Source organism: Streptomyces sp. NPDC088817, assembly GCF_044750345.1.
In the GTDB taxonomy this organism is placed as follows: domain Bacteria; phylum Actinomycetota; class Actinomycetes; order Streptomycetales; family Streptomycetaceae; genus Streptomyces.
Genome location: NZ_JBIVJN010000021.1, coordinates 87908 through 107928, shown reverse-complemented (window position 1 = coordinate 107928; position 20021 = coordinate 87908). Strand labels below are relative to the sequence as shown.

Here is a 20021-nt window from a genome sequence, read left to right as displayed (position 1 = left end):
TGCAATTCGGTCATCAAGCGGGCACCGCTCGGGCAGTCCCTATTCTTGACACCATGACAAGGCGGTTCCTCTGCCTGAGAGGAACTGCGTGGGCGAAATTGCGCTGTTCACGCGCGATTCAACCAAAAGTATTTGCTGTCGGGAACTTGGATGGTCTATCCGGGCTCGGGTTTCAGGGTGTGGACGTGCACGGAAACCCGAGCGCGGCGGGGGTGGTTCGACGGTCCTGTGGTTCTCATCGGACTCCCGCTCCTTCCGGTCTGGACGTGCATCGCCTCCCTATGTGATCTCATGCGCGCCACCGGAAATTCCCTAATGTCGATCGCGCGGCTGAGGTAAGTGAAGGGGCGTGTGGGCAGCGTGTTGGCGGGGTGACGCGAGTCACTGCCTCCGGCTCGGCCGACGCCGGCTCGACGGCGGGACGTTCGGGTCGCCGCCGGGCCGTGGTGCCCGGTGGGCGGCGGGATCGGTGAGCGTGTTCCAGTCGGTCCCGGTGGCCCGCTCGCACCGCGCGACATCCCTCGCCGAGCAGGCGCATGCTCGTTGACTATCGCAAAGCAAGCCACCGGACATGAGGGTTCTACTCGTGTCAACACAGACATCGGCGCGCAATGCTGTTCGGCCGGACATTCACACGTGAAACGCATGTCTCTGACTTGGCAATAGCTGACTGCACAACTGTTCTGGCATAGAATCTTTGAGTGCCTTCCTCGGACCTGATCGACCACCCCCTCATCACCACGTTCGGCCGCCTGGTGGAGACCCACTGCCATCTGGAGCGGCGCCTGGGTACGGCCATGCAGACGGAAGTCGGCCTGCCCCACCTCTGGTTCGAGGTGCTGATACGGCTCGCCCGCGCGGAGAGAGGGCAGTTGACCATGAGCGCGCTGGCCGACCAGATCGCCCTGACCACCAGCGGGGTCACCAGGCTGATCGACCGGATCCAGGCGGTCGGCTACGTCGAGCGCTGCCCCTGTCTCAGGGACCGGCGGATCGCCTACGCCGCCATCACCGACGCCGGGCACGACATCCTCGCCCGGGCCGCCGTCGGACACGTACGCAACCTGCGCGCCTCCTTCGCGAAGTTCAGCGAGGACGACCTGGCCGTCCTGGACGATCTGCTCGACCGCCTCCGGAGTACGACGTGATCCACGGCCGAGACAACGAGCTGACCGCACTCGGCGCCGGGGCGGACGCCGCACGCCGCGGCGAAACAGGGTGCGTCGTCCTGACCGCACCGCCCGGCTACGGCAAGACCGTGCTCCTCGACGCCCTGCTGCGTACCCCCGCCTGCCGGAACATGACGGTGCTGCGGGCGCACTGCGGCGAGGCGGCCGGAGGCGCCGGGGCCTACGCGGGCCTGAGGGCGCTGTTCACGCCTGCGGGCGCGCCGGCCCCGGACCGCCAGGAGCCGGAACCGGGCACGGACAGCCCGGCCATGTACCTGCCCGGCCCCGGAGACGACCAGCAGTTCGCCCTCGCCGCGGCCTATCCGGTGTTCCGGCGGCTCGTCGGGCACGTGCTGCGGCTCACCGCGGGACGGCCCCTGCTGCTCGCCCTCGACGACGCCCACCACTGCGACGAACACTCCCTGCGCTGGCTGGAGTTCCTGCTGCGGCGAGCGGCCGGGCAACCGCTTCTCGTGGTCCTCGCCCGCGACTCCGGCACCGAACCGCGCGCTCCCCGGGCCTGGGCCGACCTCCTCGCCCACCCCGCGGTGTCCGTGGCGCGCCTCGGGCCGCTCGGCACCGACGCCGTCGGCGGCCTCGCCGAAGAGGTCTTCGGCCGGCCGGTGCACCCCCGACTCGCCGAACGCGTCGCCACCGTCACCGGCGGCAACCCGCGCACCGCCGTAGGACTGCTGCGCGAGCTGAGAAGACGCGGTGCCGCTCCGGACGAGGCCGGGGCGCGCCAGGCGTGGGACCTCGGCGGCGGCATGGCCGCCCGGGCGGTGCGGCGTGTCCTCGACCGCGAGTCGCCCGCCGTCCGCGGCGTCGCCGCGGCGGTCGCGCTGCTCGGCGGTGCCCGGCCCCCGGAGCGCGTCGCGGCCCTGGCGGAGGTGGACGGCGCGCAGGCCGACGAGGCGATCGCCGTGCTGCGCCGCGAGGGAGCCCTCACCCCCGACGGCACCGCGCTGGTCCACGAGGCCGTGCGCTCCGCGCTGCGCGAACCGCTCGGCGCCGAACGGACCACCGACATGCACGCCCGTGCCGCGCTGCTGCTCAGCGACGCCGGCCGGCCCGCCGAAGAGGTGGCCCGCCATCTGATGCGGATGCCGGGCGCCCTGGAACCCTGGATGACCGCGGTCCTGCGGGACGCCGCCGCCCGGGCCGAGCAGCGCGGCGCCTTCGCCGACGCCGCCGACTTCCTGCGCCGGGTCCTGGAGGCCGAGCCCGACGACACCGAGGCGCGACTCCGGCTGGCGCTCGCCGTGGCACCCGGCGACCCCCTGAGCTCCGTTCCGCTGTTCCGCGCGGCACTCGCCGGCACGGCCGACACACACGCGCGAGCCGCCATCGCGGTCCAGTACGCCATGGCCTGCCTGGCCGTACCGCTTCCCGCGGTCTCCCGGGCGGAGATCCTGGGCGCCCTGGAGACCGCCTGGGACGCCCTGACGACCGGCCCCGAGCGCTCCCCCCACCTGCGCGACCAGGTGGCGGCCGTACTGCTGATGATGGGACGGCGCGGGACCGGCGTGGCGGCGCGGGAGCACCGCGGCACGGTGACGGCCTCGTACCGGCTGCGCACCGACCGCCACCAGACGGAGGCACTGGCCGCGCTGCGCACCGCGCTGGCCGGCCACTCCCGGGAGGCGGCCGTGAAGGGCGCCCGGCGCGCGCTGGAGACGACCTCGCCCCAGCAGCCGCCCTGGCTGCGGTTCACCGCCGCCGCCACCCTCGTCCTCGCGGACGAGACCACCGAGGCGCACGCCGCGCTGGACGCCATGCTGCGGCAGGCGGGCGACGAACCGACGACCTGGGTCCGGGTGCTCGCCGGCTCCCTGAGGTCCCATCTGCTGCACCGTGACGGCGCCATCGTCGACGCCGCCGCGGAGGCCCGCGCGACGATCGCCGCGGTGGGCCGGACAAACTGCGAGGCCCGGCTGGTGACGGCACGGGCGGTGCTGGCGTCGGTGCTCGTCGACCGCGACGAACCGCAGCAGGCCGAGCGGCTGCTCGACCGGATCGGGCACGGCGAGGCGACCGGCTCGGCCCTCGCCTACCTGGTGTACCTGCACACCCGCGCCCGCACCCGCTGGGCGACCGGCCACCCCCGTCAGGCGCTGCGGCTGATGCGCGAGTGCGGCGCCGTGCAGGAGACCGCCGGTGTGCTGAACCCGGTGCTGACGTCCTGGTGGGTGGACACCTGCCTGATCCTCGCGGCCATCCGGCCCGCCGAGGGCAGGGAACTGGCCGAACAGGGAGCCGAACGCGCCCGCCGCTGGGGAACGCCCCGCGCTCTCGGCCTCGCCGCCCTCGCGGCGGGCGTCCTCACACCGGGCCGTGCCGGGCTCGACCTGCTTGCCGAGGCGGCCCACGAACTGTCCCGGTCGCCCGCGGTGTCCGCGTACGCCCGCGCCGAATACGCGCTGGGCCGGGCCCTGCTGGTGCATGGCGACGAGGCCGGCGCGCGGGAGCGGCTGCGCCAGGCGGCCGGTATCGCGGGGGGTTGCGGGGCGCTCGCGCTGGCGGAGTCGGCACGCAGCCTGCTGGTCTCCGCCGGGGGACGCATGGGCCAGGCAGCAGACGCGCCGACCGGGGGCCTGCTCACCACCACCGAGCTCAAGGTGGCCGGTCTCGCGGTGTCCGGGGCCAGCAACCGCCAGATCGCGCAACGGCTGTTCGTCACCGTACGCACCGTGGAGTCCCATCTGACCAACGTCTACCGCAAGCTCGGCGTGCGCCGACGGGACCAGCTCATGGACGCGCTGCGCGCCGTGCACGGCGGCTCCTGGCCGGGCCGGCCGGTGCTGGAAGGGGCGTGAGGGTCAGTCCTGTCGGGGACGCACGCGCCGCAGACACGAACGGGGGCAGGAAGACAGGGTGATGGACGGATGACGGGGTGGACCCCATCTCCCCACGTGTGGTACCGCACGCGGCCGACGGCGGCCGTCGAGGATCCGCCGTCCCGCGTCCGCGCGCGGGAACGGTCGATGATGACGGACGTACTCGACGGGCTCGACACCTCGGGCCCGGTGCTCGTCACACTGTCGGGCCGAAGCGGCCTCGGCCAGTCCGCCCTGGTGCGCTGGGCCGCCGACCGGGCCGCCGCGTCGGGCCGCCGCGTGCTGCGCGCCCGGGCGGCGCTGTCGGAGTCGGAGCTGCCGTACGGAGTGGTCACACAGCTCCTCGAACCGCTCGGCCTCCCGGCCGCGCACCCGGGACCGACGCGGCGCGAGCCCTTCCCGAGGGCGGCCGGGCTGCTGCGCGCGGCACGGACGTGTCCGACCGTCCTGGCCGTCGAGGACGCGCACTGGCTCGACCGGGAGTCGCTGCACTGGCTCCAGGCACTGCTGCGAAGATCCGCCGGCACACCGCTCGCGGTGGTGTGCGGCGGTGACGACGCGGCGGCGGCCGACCCCGGATGGTCCGGTGCGCTCGGCTCCGTGCCCGGCCCGGCCGCCCACCACCTGACCCTGGCACCGCTGCCCCCGGACGAGATCGCCGCCGAGGTGGCCCGGGTCTGCGGACGCGCGGACGAGGCGTTCACGGCCGAGGCGGGCCGGATCAGCGGCGGTCATCCGGCGGTCCTGCACGACCTGTTGCAGCGGTTCGCCGCGCTCGGCCACCGGCCGGCCGCCGCCCGGGTGCCGGTGCTGCGGGCGACCGGCACCGCCGTGCTCGGCGACCACCTGATGAGCGCCGTGCGGACACTCGGCGCCGAGGCGGGCGAGGTGGTGCGGGTACTGGCGGTCTGCGGAGACCTGCTCGACTTCCCCCTCGCGCGCACACTCGCCCGCGCCGGAACGCTCAACGAACACCGGCTGCGGGCCGCCCTGGCCCGGACCACCGGAATCCGGGTGCTGCCGGACGGCCGCCTCCGGGTCGACCCGGCCCTGCGCGTCCGCGTGCTGGAGGAGATGACCGCCGACGACCGGACCGACCTTCACGTCCGGGCCGCCGAACTCGCCCATCGCACCGGAGCCGAGGACCGTGCCGTGGCCGACCTGCTCCTCGCCGCCCGCCCGACCCGGTCCGCCTGGGCGATCCACACCCTGCGACGCGACGCGGACCACGCGGTACGGGAGGGCGAGCACGACCGCGCCGCCCTGCTCCTCGCGCGCGCGACGGAAGTGGAACGGGACCCCGACGAGCGCGCCCGCCTCCGCCTCGAACTGGCCGCCGTCCACCTGGTCACCGAACCCGAGGCCGGCGACCTGCGGATCGAGCGGCTGATCCGCACACCGCGGACCCCCGCCGCCGTACGCCTGCACGCCGCGGACCTCGGCCTCACCGGCGGCGGCACCGACGTGGTGCGCCGGTCGCTCGCCGACGCGCTGACCACCGCGGCCGGGGCCGAACGGGACGACCTGCTCGCGCTCTTCTGGGCCGCCGACCCCACCGGTCAGGCAGTCGGCGCGCCCTCCGTACCCGCGGTGCCGCCGCTGCCGCAGCGCCCGGCCTCACCCGCGCAGGCCGCCGTGCGCGCCTGGCAACTCGCCCTGTACGGCGAGAGCCTGGACGAGGTCGGAAGCCTGGCCCGGGCCGCCCTCGCCGACGGCCGGCGGCCGGACGGCCCACTCATCCAGCCCGCCCTGGCCGCCTGCAAGGCCCTCTGCCTCACCGACGCGCTCGACGACGCCGAGTCCGGCCTGAACCGGCTGCTCGGCGCACTCGACGGCAACCGGCGCCGGCTCGCCGCCCCCCAGATCCTCGCCCTGCGCGGCGAACTCAACACCCGCCGAGGCCGGCACGCCCAGGCCGATCGCGACCTGGAGGCCGCCGAACAGGGGGCGGGCCGGCTCGGCAGATCGGATGCCCTGCTGCCCCACCTGTACGGCATCCGCGTCATCGTGGACGTGGAGAGCGGCCGTGAGGACGCCGCACGCGAGCGTGCCGCCACGCCCCTGCCGCCCGCCGCGGAGGACAGCGAGCACTGGCCCCGCCTGCTGTTCGCGCGGGGCGTGATCGCGCTGCGCGGCGGCGACCCCGTCGAGGCACGCGACCAGTTCCAGGAGTGCGGCCGCCGGCTGCTGAGCCGCCATCACCTCAACTCCGCACTGGTACCGTGGCGTTCGCTGACGGCACTGACCTGCCACACCCTGGGCGAGTCGGCCGAGGCGCGGCGGCTGAGCGAACAGGAACTGGCGCTCGCCCGGCGCTGGGGCACGGGCAGCACCCTCGCCTGGGCCCAGCTGACGGCTGTGCTGGTGGCCGGACGGGAGGACCGCCTCACGGGCATCCGCTCGGCCATGGGAGCGGTGCGCTCGGCGCCCACCGGCCCGGAGTACGCCCGGGTCCTGGCGGAGTACACCGCCCTGGAGATGACCGAGACCGGCGGTGACCGGCGGATGGCCGCCCTGTCGCTCGCCGAACTGAGCGCGCTCACCGCCGCTCATCCGGCCGCCCCCATGGCGGTCAGGGCCCGCGCCCTGGCCGGAGCGGCCACCGGAACCGTGTCGGTCCCCGGCTGGGACTCCCTCTCGGAGGCCGAGCAGCAGTCGGCGCTCCTCGCCGGCCGCGGCCGCAGCAACCGCGACATCGCCGCGCTGCTGGAGATCTCCAGCCGTGCGGTCGAACTCCGGCTCGCCCGCGTCTACCGCAAGCTGCGGATCAACGGGCGCCAGGAACTGCGGGAACTGGTCCGCGCGATGGAAGGACACTGAACGGGATGCTGCTCGAACGAGGTGCCGAGCTCGCGGCGGTGCGACAGGCCCTGCGCGCCGCCGCCGAGGGCCGCTCCTCCTTCATGGTGCTGGCCGGCCCCCTCGGCATCGGCCGCTCGGCGCTGCTGAACGAGCTGCCGCGCTGCGCCGACGACGGCACGGTGCATGTGCTGCGGGCCAACGCCGCACCGACGGAACAGGGGCTCGCCCACGGTGTGGTGCGTCAGCTGTTCGACAGCCTGCTGACCACGGCATCCGGATCGGTACGAAGACGGCTGCTCGCCGACGCGGGAGCCGCCCGGCACGTGCTCGGCGACGACGTGGTGCCCGGCCCCGACGCCTCGGAGGGGACGGTTCTCCGTGATCTGTGCACCCTCCTGGCCACGTTGAGCGCCACGGCGCCCCTGCTCGTCCTCATCGACGACCTCCAGTGGGCGGACTCCCGGTCGCTGAGCTGGCTCGCCCGGCTCGCCCCGCGGCTGGACGGACTGCGGCTGCTGCTCGTGTGCACCCTGCGGGACGGCGATCCCGGCTCGCGCGACCCGTTGGTGCGGGAACTGGTGAGCTCCTCGGCCCGCATCCTGCGACCCGCGTCCCTGTCCCCGGCCGCCACCGGGGAACTCGTCCGCGCCCACCTGGGGGAACCCGCGGACGAGGACTTCGTCCACGCCTGCCACGACCTCTCCCGGGGCCGCCCGCTGTTCCTCCGGTCCGTACTGTCCGAAGCCGCCCTCACGGGCTGCCCGCCCGTGGCCGCGAGCACCGGCCTCCTGCACACGGCGCACCCCGCCCAACTCCGCGACCGGTTAGTGAACTGCCTGCTCCTCCAGCCCCGACCGGTCCGGGACGCGGCAGCCGCGATCGCCACGCTGGCCGGGCACGAGGATCCCGCGCTCCTCGGCCGCCTCGCGGGACTCGACGACGTCGGCCTCACGACGGCGCTGCGCGTCCTGCGCCAACTGGGTCTGACGGCCGAGGAGGACGAGATCCGCTTCGCCCACCCGTCCGTACGGGAGGCCGTCGAATGCTCGATGAGCGCCGCCGAACGGCAGCGCTGGCAGGAGACCGCCGCAGGGGTCCTGTACGACAGCGGGCTCCCGGCGGAGCAGGTCGCCGCCCAGCTCATGGCGGTTCCGACGCCCCGGTACGCCTGGGCCGTCCCGGTGCTGCGCAGCGCGGCCGACAGCGTACGCCGCAAAGGGAAGCCGGAGTTGGCCGTCCGGTATCTGCGCCGGGCGCTGCTCGAAGCGGTGGAGCAGGACCGGACCAGGGCCCAACTGCTCGTCGAACTGGCCTCTGTCGAGCGGTCCTTCGACCCCCCGGCCGCCGAATCCCATGTCGCGCAGGCGCTCCCGCTGCTTCCCACGGCCCGTGACCGCGCCGCCGCGGTGCTGCGGCTCTCGCCGTGCGTGACCAGCCCCGTGACCCCGTCGGGCGCCGCCCTGCTCAGGCGCGCCGCCGACGACCTCGTCGACCCCTGCGTGCGCGACGACTCCGGAGGCGAAGAGGCGCTGAGTCTGGAGGCGAGGCTGCGGTACACGGGGCTCGACGACTACGCCCAACTCGCCGACGCCGTCGCGAGACTGCGCGTCCTGGAACCCCCGGTCCGCTCGCGCGGCGGCAGGGAACTCCTTGCCGTGCTGCTGCACGCGGCGACACTCAGCGCCGACGGGGAGGCGTCGGAGGTCGTGCGCCAGGCCCGCGCCGTCCTCGACTGGGAACCGGCGACCACCGCGGGTGGTGGTTCGGTGATGCAGCTCGTGATGTTCTCCCTGGTGGGCGCCGACGCCCTGCAGGCCGCCGAGTCCTGGCTGAACGCGGCGGAGCGCGGCGGACGCGGAGACGGGGGCGGGGCCGACGCCATGACGCACGCGCGGCGCGCGCTGTTCCACATCGCGCGCGGCCGGCTGCCCCAGGCCCGCGAGCAGGCGGAGCGCATCGTCCAACTGGCCGGCACGATCGGCGAGGAGAGCCGCTGCTTCGTCTACGGTGTGCTGGGCGCGCTGGCGCTGTCGACCCGTGATGTGCAGCTCGGCTCACGCATCGTGGACGACGCGGCCGGCCGGTGCCTCGGACCGGTCCCGTCCGCGCTGCTGAGCCTGCTCCGGATGGCGAAGCAGGCGCAGGAGGGCGATGCCGACGCGGCGTTGGAGACGGCCATGGAGTGCGGCCGGCAACTGGAGTGCGCGGGCTGGCGCAATCCCGTTCTGTTCCCCTGGCGCCCCTGGGCGGTCTCCCTCTCCCACCAGCTCGGCGACCATCATCTGGCCCGGACGCTGGCGGCGGAGGAGTACGCGCGGGCGAAGGAGTGGGGGGCGCCGGTGGCCGTCGGCCGGGCGCTGCGGCTGCGTGCCCGCACCGACGGGGCGGGAGAGCGGGTCGATCTGCTGCGGGAGGCGGTGGGAACACTCCGCGACTCCGCCAACCAACTCGAACTCTTCATGGCCGTACGGGACTTGGGACGGCTGCTCGGTGACGGCGCCGAGGCCCGGGAGTCCTTGCGCGAGGCCGGTGAACTGGCGGAGTCCTGCGGCGTTCCCTGGCTGCCCGGGCCGGTCACCGGGGAGGGCAGGCCCTCCGCGCCCGCCGTACGGACGGCGCTCACCCGTACCGAGAGCCGGGTGGCATCACTGGTTGTCAACGGCCTCACCAATCAGGAAATTGCAGCTGAACTTCAAGTGAGTGCACGGGCTGTGGAAAAGCACTTGACTAACTCCTATCGTAAACTCGGCATTACGGGCAGGCGAGAGTTGGCCGCAGTTGTGCAGGAATCCGGTGTACACGCCCCCGGCTGATCGGGCATTCGGTCGCCGCGTTCCGGTGATGTGCCCTCTGAACTGGGGCTTAGCAACCGTACCGAACCTTGTGTGCGGTGCCCGGGCGAGAGACCGAACCTTCTCGCGCAACTCCACAGAATCGGCGGGATCGGGCGGGTTCACGTTGACCCGGTCGCCGTCAACTCTCTAGAGTCCCTGGTGTGGTTCCGGTGGTAATGGCGAATTGATTGGTCGGGAAAACCGAGTGCTTCTCGGCTTTCCTCTTCCGTGAGGGAGGAGAGGGGAAAGCCCTGGAGGACCGGTGACTGTCCCGGCCAGGAAGGCCACGGGAACCCGCTACCTGTTCACCCATCTCATGAGTACCAACCGCTGCGCAGACCGACGGTCCGGTGACGGCGACGAGAGTCCGCTGCCCGGCAACGTTGTCAGACGCGTGAGGCACTGCACGCCGCCCTCCACGTCGGCGTGCGCCCTCCACGCAGGGGCGCCCGGGCGCCCTCGTGCCGAGCCGTCCTGCCGGGCCCGAACCCATCGGGTCCACCGCGCGCGGAGTACACCCCCCACCGCACGAGAGGCGATTATGCCGCAGGTCACCAACTCACGACGTGAGACGATCCCGTTCACGTCCACCCTTGCCGCTTCGGGCAAGGGGAACACCCGCGACCTTTCGGAGGGCGGTCGATCGCCGCAGACCGCGCTGCTCGACGAGAGCCGCCTCAACATGGCCCGCCTCGACCGGGCCCTGACCATCCAGCAGGCCAGTGAGGGGTTCTTCTGGCAGTTCGGAGGCTCGTCCGCGGACCTGTGCGGCCGGACCTTCAGCGATCTCGTCCACCCCAGCGTCCAGCAGCCGCTGATGCGGCAGTTCACCGGTCTGATCGAGGGCCGGCGTGACCGCTTCGCCACCGACGTCATCGCGGTGGGACGGGACGACGCCACGTTCACCGTCCCGTTGACGGCCCTCATGGTGCGCGGCGGGCTCCCGGACGAGTCCTCGATCCTGGTCATGATGCCCAGCGCGCAGAACGAGCCCGCCGACTCGGAGGTCGTCGGCGGACGCGGCAAGAAGCTCCTGAGCCAGATCGACGCCCGGATCCTCGAAGGCATAGCCTCCGGACTCTCCACGATCCCGCTCGCCTCACGGCTGCACCTGAGCCGGCAGGGCATCGAGTACCACGTGACCTGTCTGCTGCGGAAACTCCGGGTGCCGAACCGGGCGGCGCTGGTGTCCCGCGCGTACTCCATGGGCGTGCTGAAAGTCGGCGTCTGGCCGCCGAAGGTGGTGCCGGACTTCATCAAGGACTGACGGCACGGAACACTCCGGCGGCCGGCCGGGCTCAGGCCGGCCGCCGGTGCGGTCCTCCCACGAGCCGTCCGCCGCACCGGGCGGCTCGTATCAAGTAGTGAAGGCATCCATCGCCAACTCATGGGATTTCGGCTTCAGTTGTTGACGCCTGCCGGTGGTGGGGATACAACCCGGAGAGAGCGCTCTCACGTCTGCTACCGCTCCACCCCCACGCACGCCGAACCGGCTTGAGGAGACCTGTATGCAGTCCTTCTCCGGCGTACTCGACCGCAGACCGGCGACCACCGCCCGTGCCCGTACGGCACTGGGCCTGGCCGTCGTCCTGCTCGCCGCCTGCTTCGCCGCTCTGACCCCGTCGTCCGCGCACGCCGCGGACCAACTGCTCTCCCAGGGGCGCCCCGCCGTGGCGTCCTCGGTCGAGAACGACACCTTCCCGGCCGCCGCCGCGGTCGACGGCAACACCGGCACCCGCTGGTCCTCCGCCTTCTCCGACCCGCAGTGGCTCCGGGTGGACCTCGGATCCGTGCAGAGCCTGACCCGCGTCACCCTCAACTGGGAGGCCGCGTACGCCAAGTCCTTCCAGATCCAGACCTCCACCGACGCGAACACCTGGACCACGGTCTACTCCACCACCAACGCCACCGGCGGCATCCAGAACCTCGCCGTCACGGGCAGCGGCCGCTATGTGCGCGTCTACGGAACCCAGCGGGCCACCGCCTACGGCTACTCCCTGTGGGAGTTCCAGGTCTACGGACCCGGCGGCACCACCACACCGCCGGACGACTTCTGGGGCGGCACCGGTGACATACCCGCCGCGAAGAACGCCGTCGAGGTGAAGATCCTCAACCGCACCAACGGCAAGTACCCCGACAGCCAGGTGTACTGGAGCTTCAACGGCCAGGTCCACTCCATCGCCGAGCAGCCCTACCTCGACATGCCGGCGAACTCGGCGGGCCGCATGTACTTCTACCTCGGCTCGCCCAACAGCTCCTACTACGACTTCATCGAGTTCACCGTCGGCAACAACGTCTTCAACGGCAACACGACCCGCGTCGACGCCTTCGGCCTGAAGCTCGCCATGCGCCTGCACTCCAAGGACGGCTACGACGTGGAGGTCGGCGAGAACCGGCAGACCTTCGCCGAGGACCGCGCCACCACCTTCCAGCGGTTCACCAGCGCCGTTCCCGACCAGTTCAAGGTACTGGCCCAGACCCAGGCCCCGTACCGGATCATCGCCCCCGGCAGCGACCCCAGCTTCCGCGCGGGCGGCGCGAACGCCAACTACTTCACGTCCTACGCCCAGTCGGTCGGAGTGAACGCGGCCACCTCCGACATCTTCGGCTGCGCCGCCTCCCTGGCCGGCAACCCCGACATGTGCGCCGCCCTGAACCGGCACGTCGCCACGCTGCCGGCCTCCCAGCAGTCCGACCCGGCCCAGTACTACAAGGCGGCACCGGCCAACTACTACGCCAAGTTCTGGCACGACAACGCCATCAACCGGCTCGCCTACGGCTTCCCCTACGACGACGTGGCGGGCCAGTCCTCGTTCGTCTCCCACGGCAGCCCGCAGTGGCTGCTGGTGGCCGTCGGCTGGTAGCCGACCACGAGAGGGCGCCCGGGGCCGTCCGTCACGACGGCCCCGGGCACCCTCTCCTCGCGTCCGCGGCCCGGTGAACGGGCCTGCGCTAGCGGGGAGTCGCCGCCCCGGGCGTGGGAACGACCCGGGACCGCTCCGGGGTGACCGGAATCGTGCGGACCGGGCCGGGCCCGGCCGCCCCGCGCGTGCCGGCCTCCGTGGTGCGGCTCGGCGCGTCGGGGGTCCTCCTGGTCGAGGTGTCCTCGCGGGGGCTGGGGGTGGGAGAGTCCGAGGGGCGAGCGGTCCGTGCCTTCGTGGGGGAGGGGGCCGGTGTGCTCGCGGAGGGCGCAGGGGGCGGCGGAGCCAGGGGGACCACCGTGGGTGTGACGGGGGCGGAAGGGGCCGACGGATGCAGCGGCAGCACGACGATGGCGGCCGCCGCGCAGGTCACGGCCGCTCCGGCCGCGGCCCGCAGCAGCCTGCGGCGGCCGGCCGCGCGGCGGATCGCCTCGTAGCGGCCCGGAGGCGGGCCGAGACGGTCGGCGGGAGGCCGCAGGATCACCGCGAGCGGGTCGTCGGGCGCGAACTCCGGGTCGTGGTCAAAGCGAGTGGTCAAGGCTTCTCCTGAGGTGGACGCGGAGCAGTTCTCGGGCCGCATGGAGGTCGGCTTTGACGGTTCCTTCCTTGCGTCCGGTCAGCACGGACACCTCCCGGATCGGCATGTCAGCGTAGTAGTGGAGCAGGATCGGGACGCGCAGCCGTTCGGGCAGGGACTGCACGAGCAGGCGTACCGACGGGTCCGTCTGCTCGGTGTGGGGGCGGATCGCGGCCTCGGTGGTGGCGCGGCGCACGGCGCGCCGCTCGCGCTCCTGCTTGCGCCAGTGGTCGCGGACGATGTTGGCCGCGGTCACGTACAGGAAGCCGTGCGGCTCCTCCACGGACGTCCAGCGGGCCCAGAGCCGGGTGAACGCCTCGGAGGCGATCTCGTGGGCCGTCTCGTCGTCGTCGACGAGACGGCGGCACCAGCCGGCGAGGCGCGGGTACAGGGCGGCGAACAGTTCGGCCGCTGCCTTGTCGCGGGACCGTTTCAACGCTCTCCAGGGTCGGGGTGCCGGTTCGGGCACGAGTGTGTGGGGGCTGCGGGCGGGGGCGGCGGCTCCCGAGGAAGGATGCCGGGCCGGCGGTGCTTCGTCTCCGCCGGCCCGGCCGGTGTCGCCGTCTCGGCCGTCGCCGTCAGCGGAAGGCGGCGGTGAGGGCGGCGAACACGATCACGTTGTCGCGGTAGCCGTCACCGTCGCGCGGGCCGCCGCAGGTGATGAGCCGCAGCTCAGGGCGGTCCACGTTCCCGTAGACGTCGTCGGTCGGGAAGCGCGCCTTGGCCACCGTCCGGGTGGACGTGACGGCGAACTGCGCCTGTGTGCCGTTCTCCAGGCGGGCGACGATCGTCTCGCCGGTCCGCAGCCGGTCCAGGTGACGGAAGACTCCGTCGCCGTAGGGGCCGACCGTGACATGGCCGAGGACGACCGACGGCCCGAGCTGCCCCGGTGTGGGGGAGTCCCGGTACCAGCCCGCCCGGTCGTGTGCGGTGACCGGGGGCACCTGCACGGTGCCGTCCTGTTCCAGCCCGAGGCTCAGCAGCGGGGTGTCGACCCCGATGGCCGGGATACGGAGCCGGACCGGGACGGAACGCGGCAGGGGGCGCGGTGAGCCGATGGCACCCGGGGCGGCCGGCGTGGTGCCGGCCGCGTCCGGGGTGGCGCCCTCGACGGTGGGGTGGGAAGTCACGGACCCGTCCCTCCCCGCGCCGCCGCAGCCCGCGAGCAGTCCGGCCAGCGCCGCGGTGCCGAACGCGCGCCTGGAGAGCGGTGTCATGCGCCGGTCGTCCGGCGCTTGCGGACGATGAGGAAGGCCCCGCCGGCCACGACGAGCGCCAGGCCGGCGCCGCCGCCGATCAGGCCGTCCCGGGAGCCGGAGTCCTGGGCCGTGGTGGTGACACCGGTGTCGGGCGCGCCCGCGGGCACCGCGCGGACCTGGCCGCGGGCCGGGGCACGGGTCGGCTCGGCGACCGGCGCGGGCGTGGCGGCCCTGCTCGGGACCGGGGAGGGGGTGGCGGCCCGAGTGGGGACCGGCGAGGGGGCGGCGCCCCGGGCCGGTACCGGGGAGGGAGCGTCCCCGTCGGCGAAAGCGGGTGCGGTTCCCGCCAGCACGGCAGTGCAGGCGACTGCCGCGACGGTGAGGATGGTTCGGCGCATCGATTCGCTCTCTTTCGTCGGCGCCCGCCGGGTCGGCGGGCGGTTGCGGATCGAGCGGAGAGACGAGGCGGGGCGGGACCAGGTTGTAAAGGGATGGCAAAGCCGCGTGTGTGTGCCCGGCCGTCCGGCACACGACCGCCGCTCCGCGGGCCGCCGTTTCAGCGCTGTCCGGCAGGAAACCCCGACCGGAACGCCCGGCCGCCGAGAATCCCCGAGGAGCGATGTCATGAGCGGAACGAATCCGGACCGCCCCGAGGAACGGACGACCCGCGAGGACTCCGGAACGATCGGCCGCCGCTCCCCGCGGACCGGCACGGAACCGGTCACCGCGCAGAGCCCGCTCGGGCTGCGACTGCTGCTGTCCGCCGTGTTCGTCCCGGTCTTCGCCGCGGCGACCGCGTACTTCGCGGTGTGGGCGGCGGACTCGGGCCCGGGGGACAGCCCGGGATCCGGCCCGCTGACCACCGTCGCCGCCGTGTGCGGCGTGCTCACCCTCCTGGCCGCGCTGGACCTGACGGTCGTCGCACGCCGCCTCAGGCGCGAACGGGGCCCCACCACGACCAGTCGCCGAGCTGCTCGTCACGCGCGTCGCGGCGGGCCCGGCGCAGCTTGACCGTGTCGGTGGCGAGTGAGTCCTGTCGCGGCCGGGGCGCGGGCGTGGGTCAGTGGTCCTCGTGGCGGTGGTGGGTCCACGCCTTCTCGCGCAGGGCCGCGCTCGACAGTACGTCCGCCGCCGTGCACGCCAGTGCGCCGGTCACCGCGACGAGGGTGTCGCGGGCCCGTGGGGAGGCGGCGGCCGCGGCGAACTCGGGGGTGTGGTCGGACCCTTCGTCGGTGATGGCGACGAAGGGGTGGATGGCGGGCACGCGCGTGCTGACGTTGCCGATGTCCGACGAACCCAGGTACACGCCCGGCACGGGCGGCGTCAGCGTGATCCCGGCCCGTGACAGGTGCTCGGCGAACCGTTCGGACAGGACGCCGCTGTCACGGAAGTGCTCGTAGCGGAGCGACGTGCGTTCCACCTCGGCCCTGCTGTCCGTGGCCAGCGCGACGCCCTCGGCGCACGCGCGCAGATGCCCGGTCAGGTCCCGCAGCGCACGGCTCGTTTCCGCGCGCAGGCCGAACAGGCCCTCCGCGTACTCCGGGACGATGTTCGTGGCCGTGCCCCCGGCGGTGACGATGCCCTGGACATGGGAGGCTTCCGGCAGGCGCCGGCCCAGCGTGGTCAGCACGTTGAACAGCTCCACGAGGGCCAGGAGCGCGTCGATGCCTTCGGCCGGGTTGCCGGTGGGGTGCGCGGCGCGGCCGTGGAAGGCCACCCGGTACTGCACCGACGCGGTCAGCGGCGCCCGCGTCCAGCTGCACACACCCGGGTGGAACATCAGCGCGGCGTCGACGTCGTCGAACACACCGGCCTCCACCTCCACGACCTTTCCGCCGCCGCCCTCCTCGGCCGGGGAGCCCACCGCCATCACGCACCCGGCCGAGCCGTCCAGCACCGTGTGCAGCGCGAGCGCCGCTCCCAGGCCGGCGGCCGCGATGAGGTTGTGCCCGCAGGCGTGGCCGAGGCCGGGCAGGGCGTCGTACTCCAGGAGCAGCGCCACGGCGGGGTGGCCGTGGCCCGTGCGGGCGGTGAACGCGGTGGGCATGTCGGCCACCCCGCGCTCCACCGTGAAACCGGCCCGTTCCAGCTCGTTCGTCAGCAGGGCGGCGGCCCGGTGCTCGGCGAAGGCGTACTCGGGCTCGGCGTGGAGACTGAGGGCGACCTCCCACAGCAGGTCCGCCCGCTCGCCGACCGCCGTGCGAAGCCTGTCGTGGACGTCGGCGCTCACGTCGTCGGGCATACGGGCCACCTGGTCTCCTCGGGGTGCGGGAGCCGGTCGTGACCGTCGGGTGCCACTCTCCCCGGCCGCGACACCTCCGGGTTTCGACGGCACCGCCGGTGCGACAGGTGCTCCGCTACTCGGGTCGGGCGTCCCGCGCGGCAGGCGACGGCTGCTGCGGCGTGCACATGACCGCGACGGCCGCCGCGTCGTCGGTGAGCCGGCCCCCGACGTACGCGAGGAGGTCGCCGCGCAGACGCCGGAGCACCTCGTCGGGCGTGCGGTCGCCCCACGCGGAGAGACGTTCGGTCAGCACGTAGAAGGCGCCGGACTTGTCACGGGCCTCCACGACACCGTCGGTGTAGAGCAGCAGCAGGGCGTCCTCCTCGAAGGGGAACTTGTCGAGGACGTAGTCGCCGCCGTTGAACTCGCCCAGTCCGAGCGGCGGCGCCGACGGGCTGCGGTCGAGCGGCACGACCGTGCCGCGGTGCAGCATGAGCGGTGGCGGGTGCCCGCAGTTGACCATGTGGACGCAACCGCCGTGGTCGGGGAAGTCGAGGAGCACCGCCGTGACGAAGCGCTCCTCGCCGCTGTCCTCGCCCGTGTGCGGATCCCATCTGACGCTGCCGTCCAGGTGGGCCGCGAGGGCGGGCAGGTTCTCCTGCCGGTGGGCGAACCCGTAGAAGGATCCGAGCAGCATCGCGGCGTCGCCGACCGCCGCCAGCCCCTTGCCCCGGACGTCGCCGATGAGCAGCCGGGTGCCGGTGTGGGTGCGCGCCGCGGCGTAGAGGTCGCCGCCGATCTGCGCCTCCGCCTCGGCGGCGAGGTAGACGGAGGCGACCGTCAGCGGCCCGATCCGGTCCGGCAGTGGCCGCAGCAGCACCTTCTGCGCGGTCTCGGACACGGAGCGCACCTGGCTCAGCACGCGCCTGTGCCGGTCGCGCACCGCCGTGAAGGCGACCACCACGATCGCGCCGGCGGCCAGCGCGGCGATCTCCCCGTTCCGGCTCGCGATCCCCGCCGTGTGCTGGAGCGAGGCCACCGTGAGCCGCGCTCCCACGGCCAGGACACCGACCAGCGCGGTGAGCCGGGGTCCGGCGAACGCGGCGGTGACGGCGGGCGCCGCCATCAGCAGCGGTCCGAGCTCGACGTACGCCGGAGTCAGGGCGTCCGTGAGGGAGATCAGCGCGATCATCGCGAACGGCAGTGCCACCAGCGCACGCCTCGGCCGCCCCCGCACCCCCACGAACAGTCCGTTGGCTCCCATGTCCCTCACTCAGCCCTCACCCCGCGGCCATCGGCGCCCACGCCAGGCTGGTGCCGCCGGAACATACAAGGCTCATACAGGACCATATTGCGACAAAGTCGCCGCCGGGCGAGTGCACCGTCGAACGGTGGCCCCACGAGCCGTCTCCGGTGCCATGGACCCGGACGCCCCCTCCGTGCCGTGCGGCGCGTCGGCGGCGGGTCCAAGCTGGAGGGGGATCTGCGAGGGAGTGACCATGCGGGTGGGAGTGCTGACCGGAGGCGGTGACTGCCCCGGTCTGAACGCGGTGATCCGCAGCGTCGTGCGCAAGGGCGCGCAGGAGTACGCCTGGGAGTTCGTCGGGATCGCGGACGGCTGGGGCGGCGCCGTCAAGGGCGTCACCCGTCCCCTGGACGTCGCGGCCGTGCGCGGGATCCTGCCGCTCGGCGGCACCATCCTCGGCTCCTCCCGCACCAACCCGCTCCGCATCGACGGGGGCGTCGACCGCATCCGCGAGACGCTCCGCGACCATGAGATCGACGCCCTCGTCGTCATCGGCGGCGAGGACACGCTCGGCGTCGCGAGCGCGCTGTCCGGCGCGGGGGTCGACCTGGTCGGTGTGCCCAAGACCATCGACAACGACGTCGGCGGCACCGACTACACCTTCGGCTTCGACACCGCCGTCGGCATCGCGACCGAGGCCATCGACCGCCTGCACACCACCGCGGAGTCGCACAAGCGCACGCTGGTCGTCGAGGTGATGGGGCGCCACTCCGGCTGGATCGCCCTGCACGCCGGCGTCGCGGGCGGCGCGAACGCCATCCTCATCCCGGAGGTGGAGTTCGACGTCGACCAGGTGTGCGCCTGGGTGGAGAGGCGCTTCGAGATCAACTACGCGCCCATCGTCGTCGTCGCGGAGGGCGCGGTCCCGCTGGCCGGTCAGATGGTGGTCCAGGACGAGTCGCGCGACGAGTTCGGGCACGTGCGGCTGTCCGGCATCGGCGACTGGCTGGCCCGGGAACTGGAGAGCCGTACGCGGAAGGAGGCCCGAACGACGGTGCTCGGCCACGTCCAGCGGGGTGGCACGCCGTCCGCCTACGACCGGTGGCTCGCCACCCGCTTCGGTCTGCACGCCGTGGACGCCCTCAGGGACGGGGCCTTCGGCACGATGGTGGCGCTGCGCGGCACGGATGTCGTACGTGTTCCGCTCGCCGACGTCACCGGCACGAACAAGCGGGTCCCCATGGAGCTGTACGAGGAGTTCGACGTCTTCTTCGGCACCTGACGCGCGCTCACCGTACGCGTGGTCAGCCGTGGGGCACGACGGCCACCGGGCAGTGGGAGTGGTGCAGCACGGCGTGGGCCACGGGACCCAGCCGCTGCTCCGCCGCCCGCGGGCCCGTACGCCGGCCGACGACGAGCAGGCCCGCCCGCTGCGAGGCGTGCACCAGCGCGTGGGCCGGGTGGAGCAGGACGACATCGGGGAGCACGGAGACGTCCGGATACCTCTCCCGCGGCTCCCGGAGCACGTCGGACAGCCGCTGGACCTCCTCGTCCTCCCACGCCGCCCGGTCCTCCTCGGGCACCGCGAGCGCGGTCCACGGCGGCGCGCCGGTGAGGGCCCACGCGTGCACGGCACGCAGTCGGTCCGTGCGGAGCCGAGCCGCGCCGAAGGCGAAGTCCACGGAGGGCTCGGCCGCCCTGCGGGCGTCGACTCCCACGGCCACCTCCGCCTCGTGCCGTGCGGCGGCGGGCGGCCGGGGCACGACCACCACGGGACAGGGCGCGCGGCTCGCCATCGCCAGCGCCGTCGATCCGACCACGAGACCGTCGAATCCGCCGTCCCCGCGCGCCCCGACGACGAGGAGCTCGGCCGTCCGCGCCGCGGAGAGCAGGGCGTCCGGGGCCGAGCCGGTCACCTGCGCGCAGCTCGTCGTCACACCGGGACGGCTCGCCGCGAGAGCGGCCTCGGCGCGCCCCAGCACCTCCTCGCCGGACCGCTGCCAGGAAAGGGCGAACGGCGGTTCGGCGACGCCGTCGGCGGGGTCGGGCACGGCGAGAACCAGCCGCAGTTCCAGACCGCGGCGGCCCGCCTCCTCGGCCGCCCACTCGCCCGCGACGAGGCTCTCCCGGGACGCGTCGATACCGGCCATGAGGAAACGGGTCATCCGGTCCTCCCCTGCGGGACAGACGACCATTGTGGACGGGCCGTCAC

Annotated in this window: 15 protein-coding genes; 8 read left to right on the top strand and 7 right to left on the bottom strand. The window is 73.6% G+C overall.

Annotated elements, in window-relative coordinates:
- Positions 1-701: 701 nt before the first annotated feature.
- The 6 genes from ACIP4X_RS31430 (at position 702) to ACIP4X_RS31405 (ending at position 12506) form a co-directional block, all read left to right on the top strand.
- Positions 702-1148 (top strand): MarR family transcriptional regulator, encoded by a 447-nt coding sequence (locus ACIP4X_RS31430; RefSeq protein ID WP_358733685.1) that lies wholly within the window; start codon positions 702-704, stop codon positions 1146-1148.
- Positions 1145-3985, top strand: a complete 2841-nt coding sequence (locus ACIP4X_RS31425) for an AAA family ATPase (RefSeq protein WP_358733687.1) — start codon at positions 1145-1147, stop codon at positions 3983-3985. Before ACIP4X_RS31430 ends, ACIP4X_RS31425 begins: the two co-directional genes overlap by 4 nt.
- Positions 3986-4054: 69 nt before the next feature.
- A complete protein-coding gene (locus ACIP4X_RS31420) occupies positions 4055-6826 on the top strand; it encodes an AAA family ATPase (RefSeq protein WP_391459176.1) in 2772 nt (923 codons plus the stop codon).
- 5 nt (positions 6827-6831) lie between these two features.
- A complete protein-coding gene (locus ACIP4X_RS31415; protein WP_358733691.1) occupies positions 6832-9621 on the top strand; it encodes a LuxR family transcriptional regulator in 2790 nt (929 codons plus the stop codon).
- A 562-nt stretch (positions 9622-10183) separates the two neighbouring features.
- Positions 10184-10909, top strand: coding sequence for a LuxR C-terminal-related transcriptional regulator (locus ACIP4X_RS31410; RefSeq protein WP_358733693.1), 726 nt, complete (start codon positions 10184-10186; stop codon positions 10907-10909).
- Positions 10910-11150: 241 nt separating this feature from the next.
- Positions 11151-12506, top strand: coding sequence for a beta-1,3-glucanase family protein (locus ACIP4X_RS31405; RefSeq protein ID WP_358733695.1), 1356 nt, complete (start codon positions 11151-11153; stop codon positions 12504-12506).
- Between the two features lie 88 nt (positions 12507-12594).
- On the opposite strand, the gene ACIP4X_RS31400 is transcribed toward ACIP4X_RS31405, so the two are convergent.
- The 4 genes from ACIP4X_RS31400 to ACIP4X_RS31385 form a co-directional block, all read right to left on the bottom strand.
- Positions 12595-13101, bottom strand: a complete 507-nt coding sequence (locus tag ACIP4X_RS31400) for a hypothetical protein (protein ID WP_401351577.1) — start codon at positions 13099-13101, stop codon at positions 12595-12597.
- Positions 13085-13576 carry an RNA polymerase sigma factor gene (locus tag ACIP4X_RS31395; RefSeq protein ID WP_358733698.1) on the bottom strand — a complete coding sequence of 164 codons (492 nt, stop codon included), beginning with the start codon at positions 13574-13576 and terminating at the stop codon, positions 13085-13087. The genes ACIP4X_RS31400 and ACIP4X_RS31395 overlap by 17 nt, the downstream gene beginning before the upstream one ends.
- A gap of 142 nt (positions 13577-13718) precedes the next feature.
- The gene (locus tag ACIP4X_RS31390) at positions 13719-14357 is read right to left on the bottom strand and encodes a class F sortase (RefSeq protein WP_358733700.1); all 639 of its coding nucleotides are present in this window, start codon (positions 14355-14357) and stop codon (positions 13719-13721) included.
- Positions 14354-14737, bottom strand: a complete 384-nt coding sequence (locus tag ACIP4X_RS31385; RefSeq protein WP_358733702.1) for a sortase-dependent protein — start codon at positions 14735-14737, stop codon at positions 14354-14356. The genes ACIP4X_RS31390 and ACIP4X_RS31385 overlap by 4 nt, the downstream gene beginning before the upstream one ends.
- A gap of 226 nt (positions 14738-14963) precedes the next feature.
- Here ACIP4X_RS31385 and ACIP4X_RS31380 point away from each other — a divergent pair, with 226 nt between their 5' ends.
- Positions 14964-15350 carry a DUF6343 family protein gene (locus ACIP4X_RS31380; protein ID WP_358733704.1) on the top strand — a complete coding sequence of 129 codons (387 nt, stop codon included), beginning with the start codon at positions 14964-14966 and terminating at the stop codon, positions 15348-15350.
- Between the two features lie 49 nt (positions 15351-15399).
- Here the strand turns inward: ACIP4X_RS31380 and ACIP4X_RS31375 are convergent, their stop codons facing one another.
- Positions 15400-16581: an amidohydrolase gene (locus ACIP4X_RS31375; RefSeq protein ID WP_358733705.1), complete on the bottom strand. Its 1182-nt coding sequence runs from the start codon at positions 16579-16581 to the stop codon at positions 15400-15402.
- Between the two features lie 115 nt (positions 16582-16696).
- A complete protein-coding gene (locus tag ACIP4X_RS31370; RefSeq protein ID WP_358733707.1) occupies positions 16697-17827 on the bottom strand; it encodes a PP2C family protein-serine/threonine phosphatase in 1131 nt (376 codons plus the stop codon).
- Between the two features lie 235 nt (positions 17828-18062).
- Here ACIP4X_RS31370 and ACIP4X_RS31365 point away from each other — a divergent pair, with 235 nt between their 5' ends.
- Positions 18063-19091: a 6-phosphofructokinase gene (locus tag ACIP4X_RS31365; protein ID WP_401351575.1), complete on the top strand. Its 1029-nt coding sequence runs from the start codon at positions 18063-18065 to the stop codon at positions 19089-19091.
- 22 nt (positions 19092-19113) lie between these two features.
- On the opposite strand, the gene ACIP4X_RS31360 is transcribed toward ACIP4X_RS31365, so the two are convergent.
- Positions 19114-19974, bottom strand: a complete 861-nt coding sequence (locus ACIP4X_RS31360) for a universal stress protein (protein WP_358733711.1) — start codon at positions 19972-19974, stop codon at positions 19114-19116.
- Between the last annotated feature and the right edge of the window lie 47 nt (positions 19975-20021).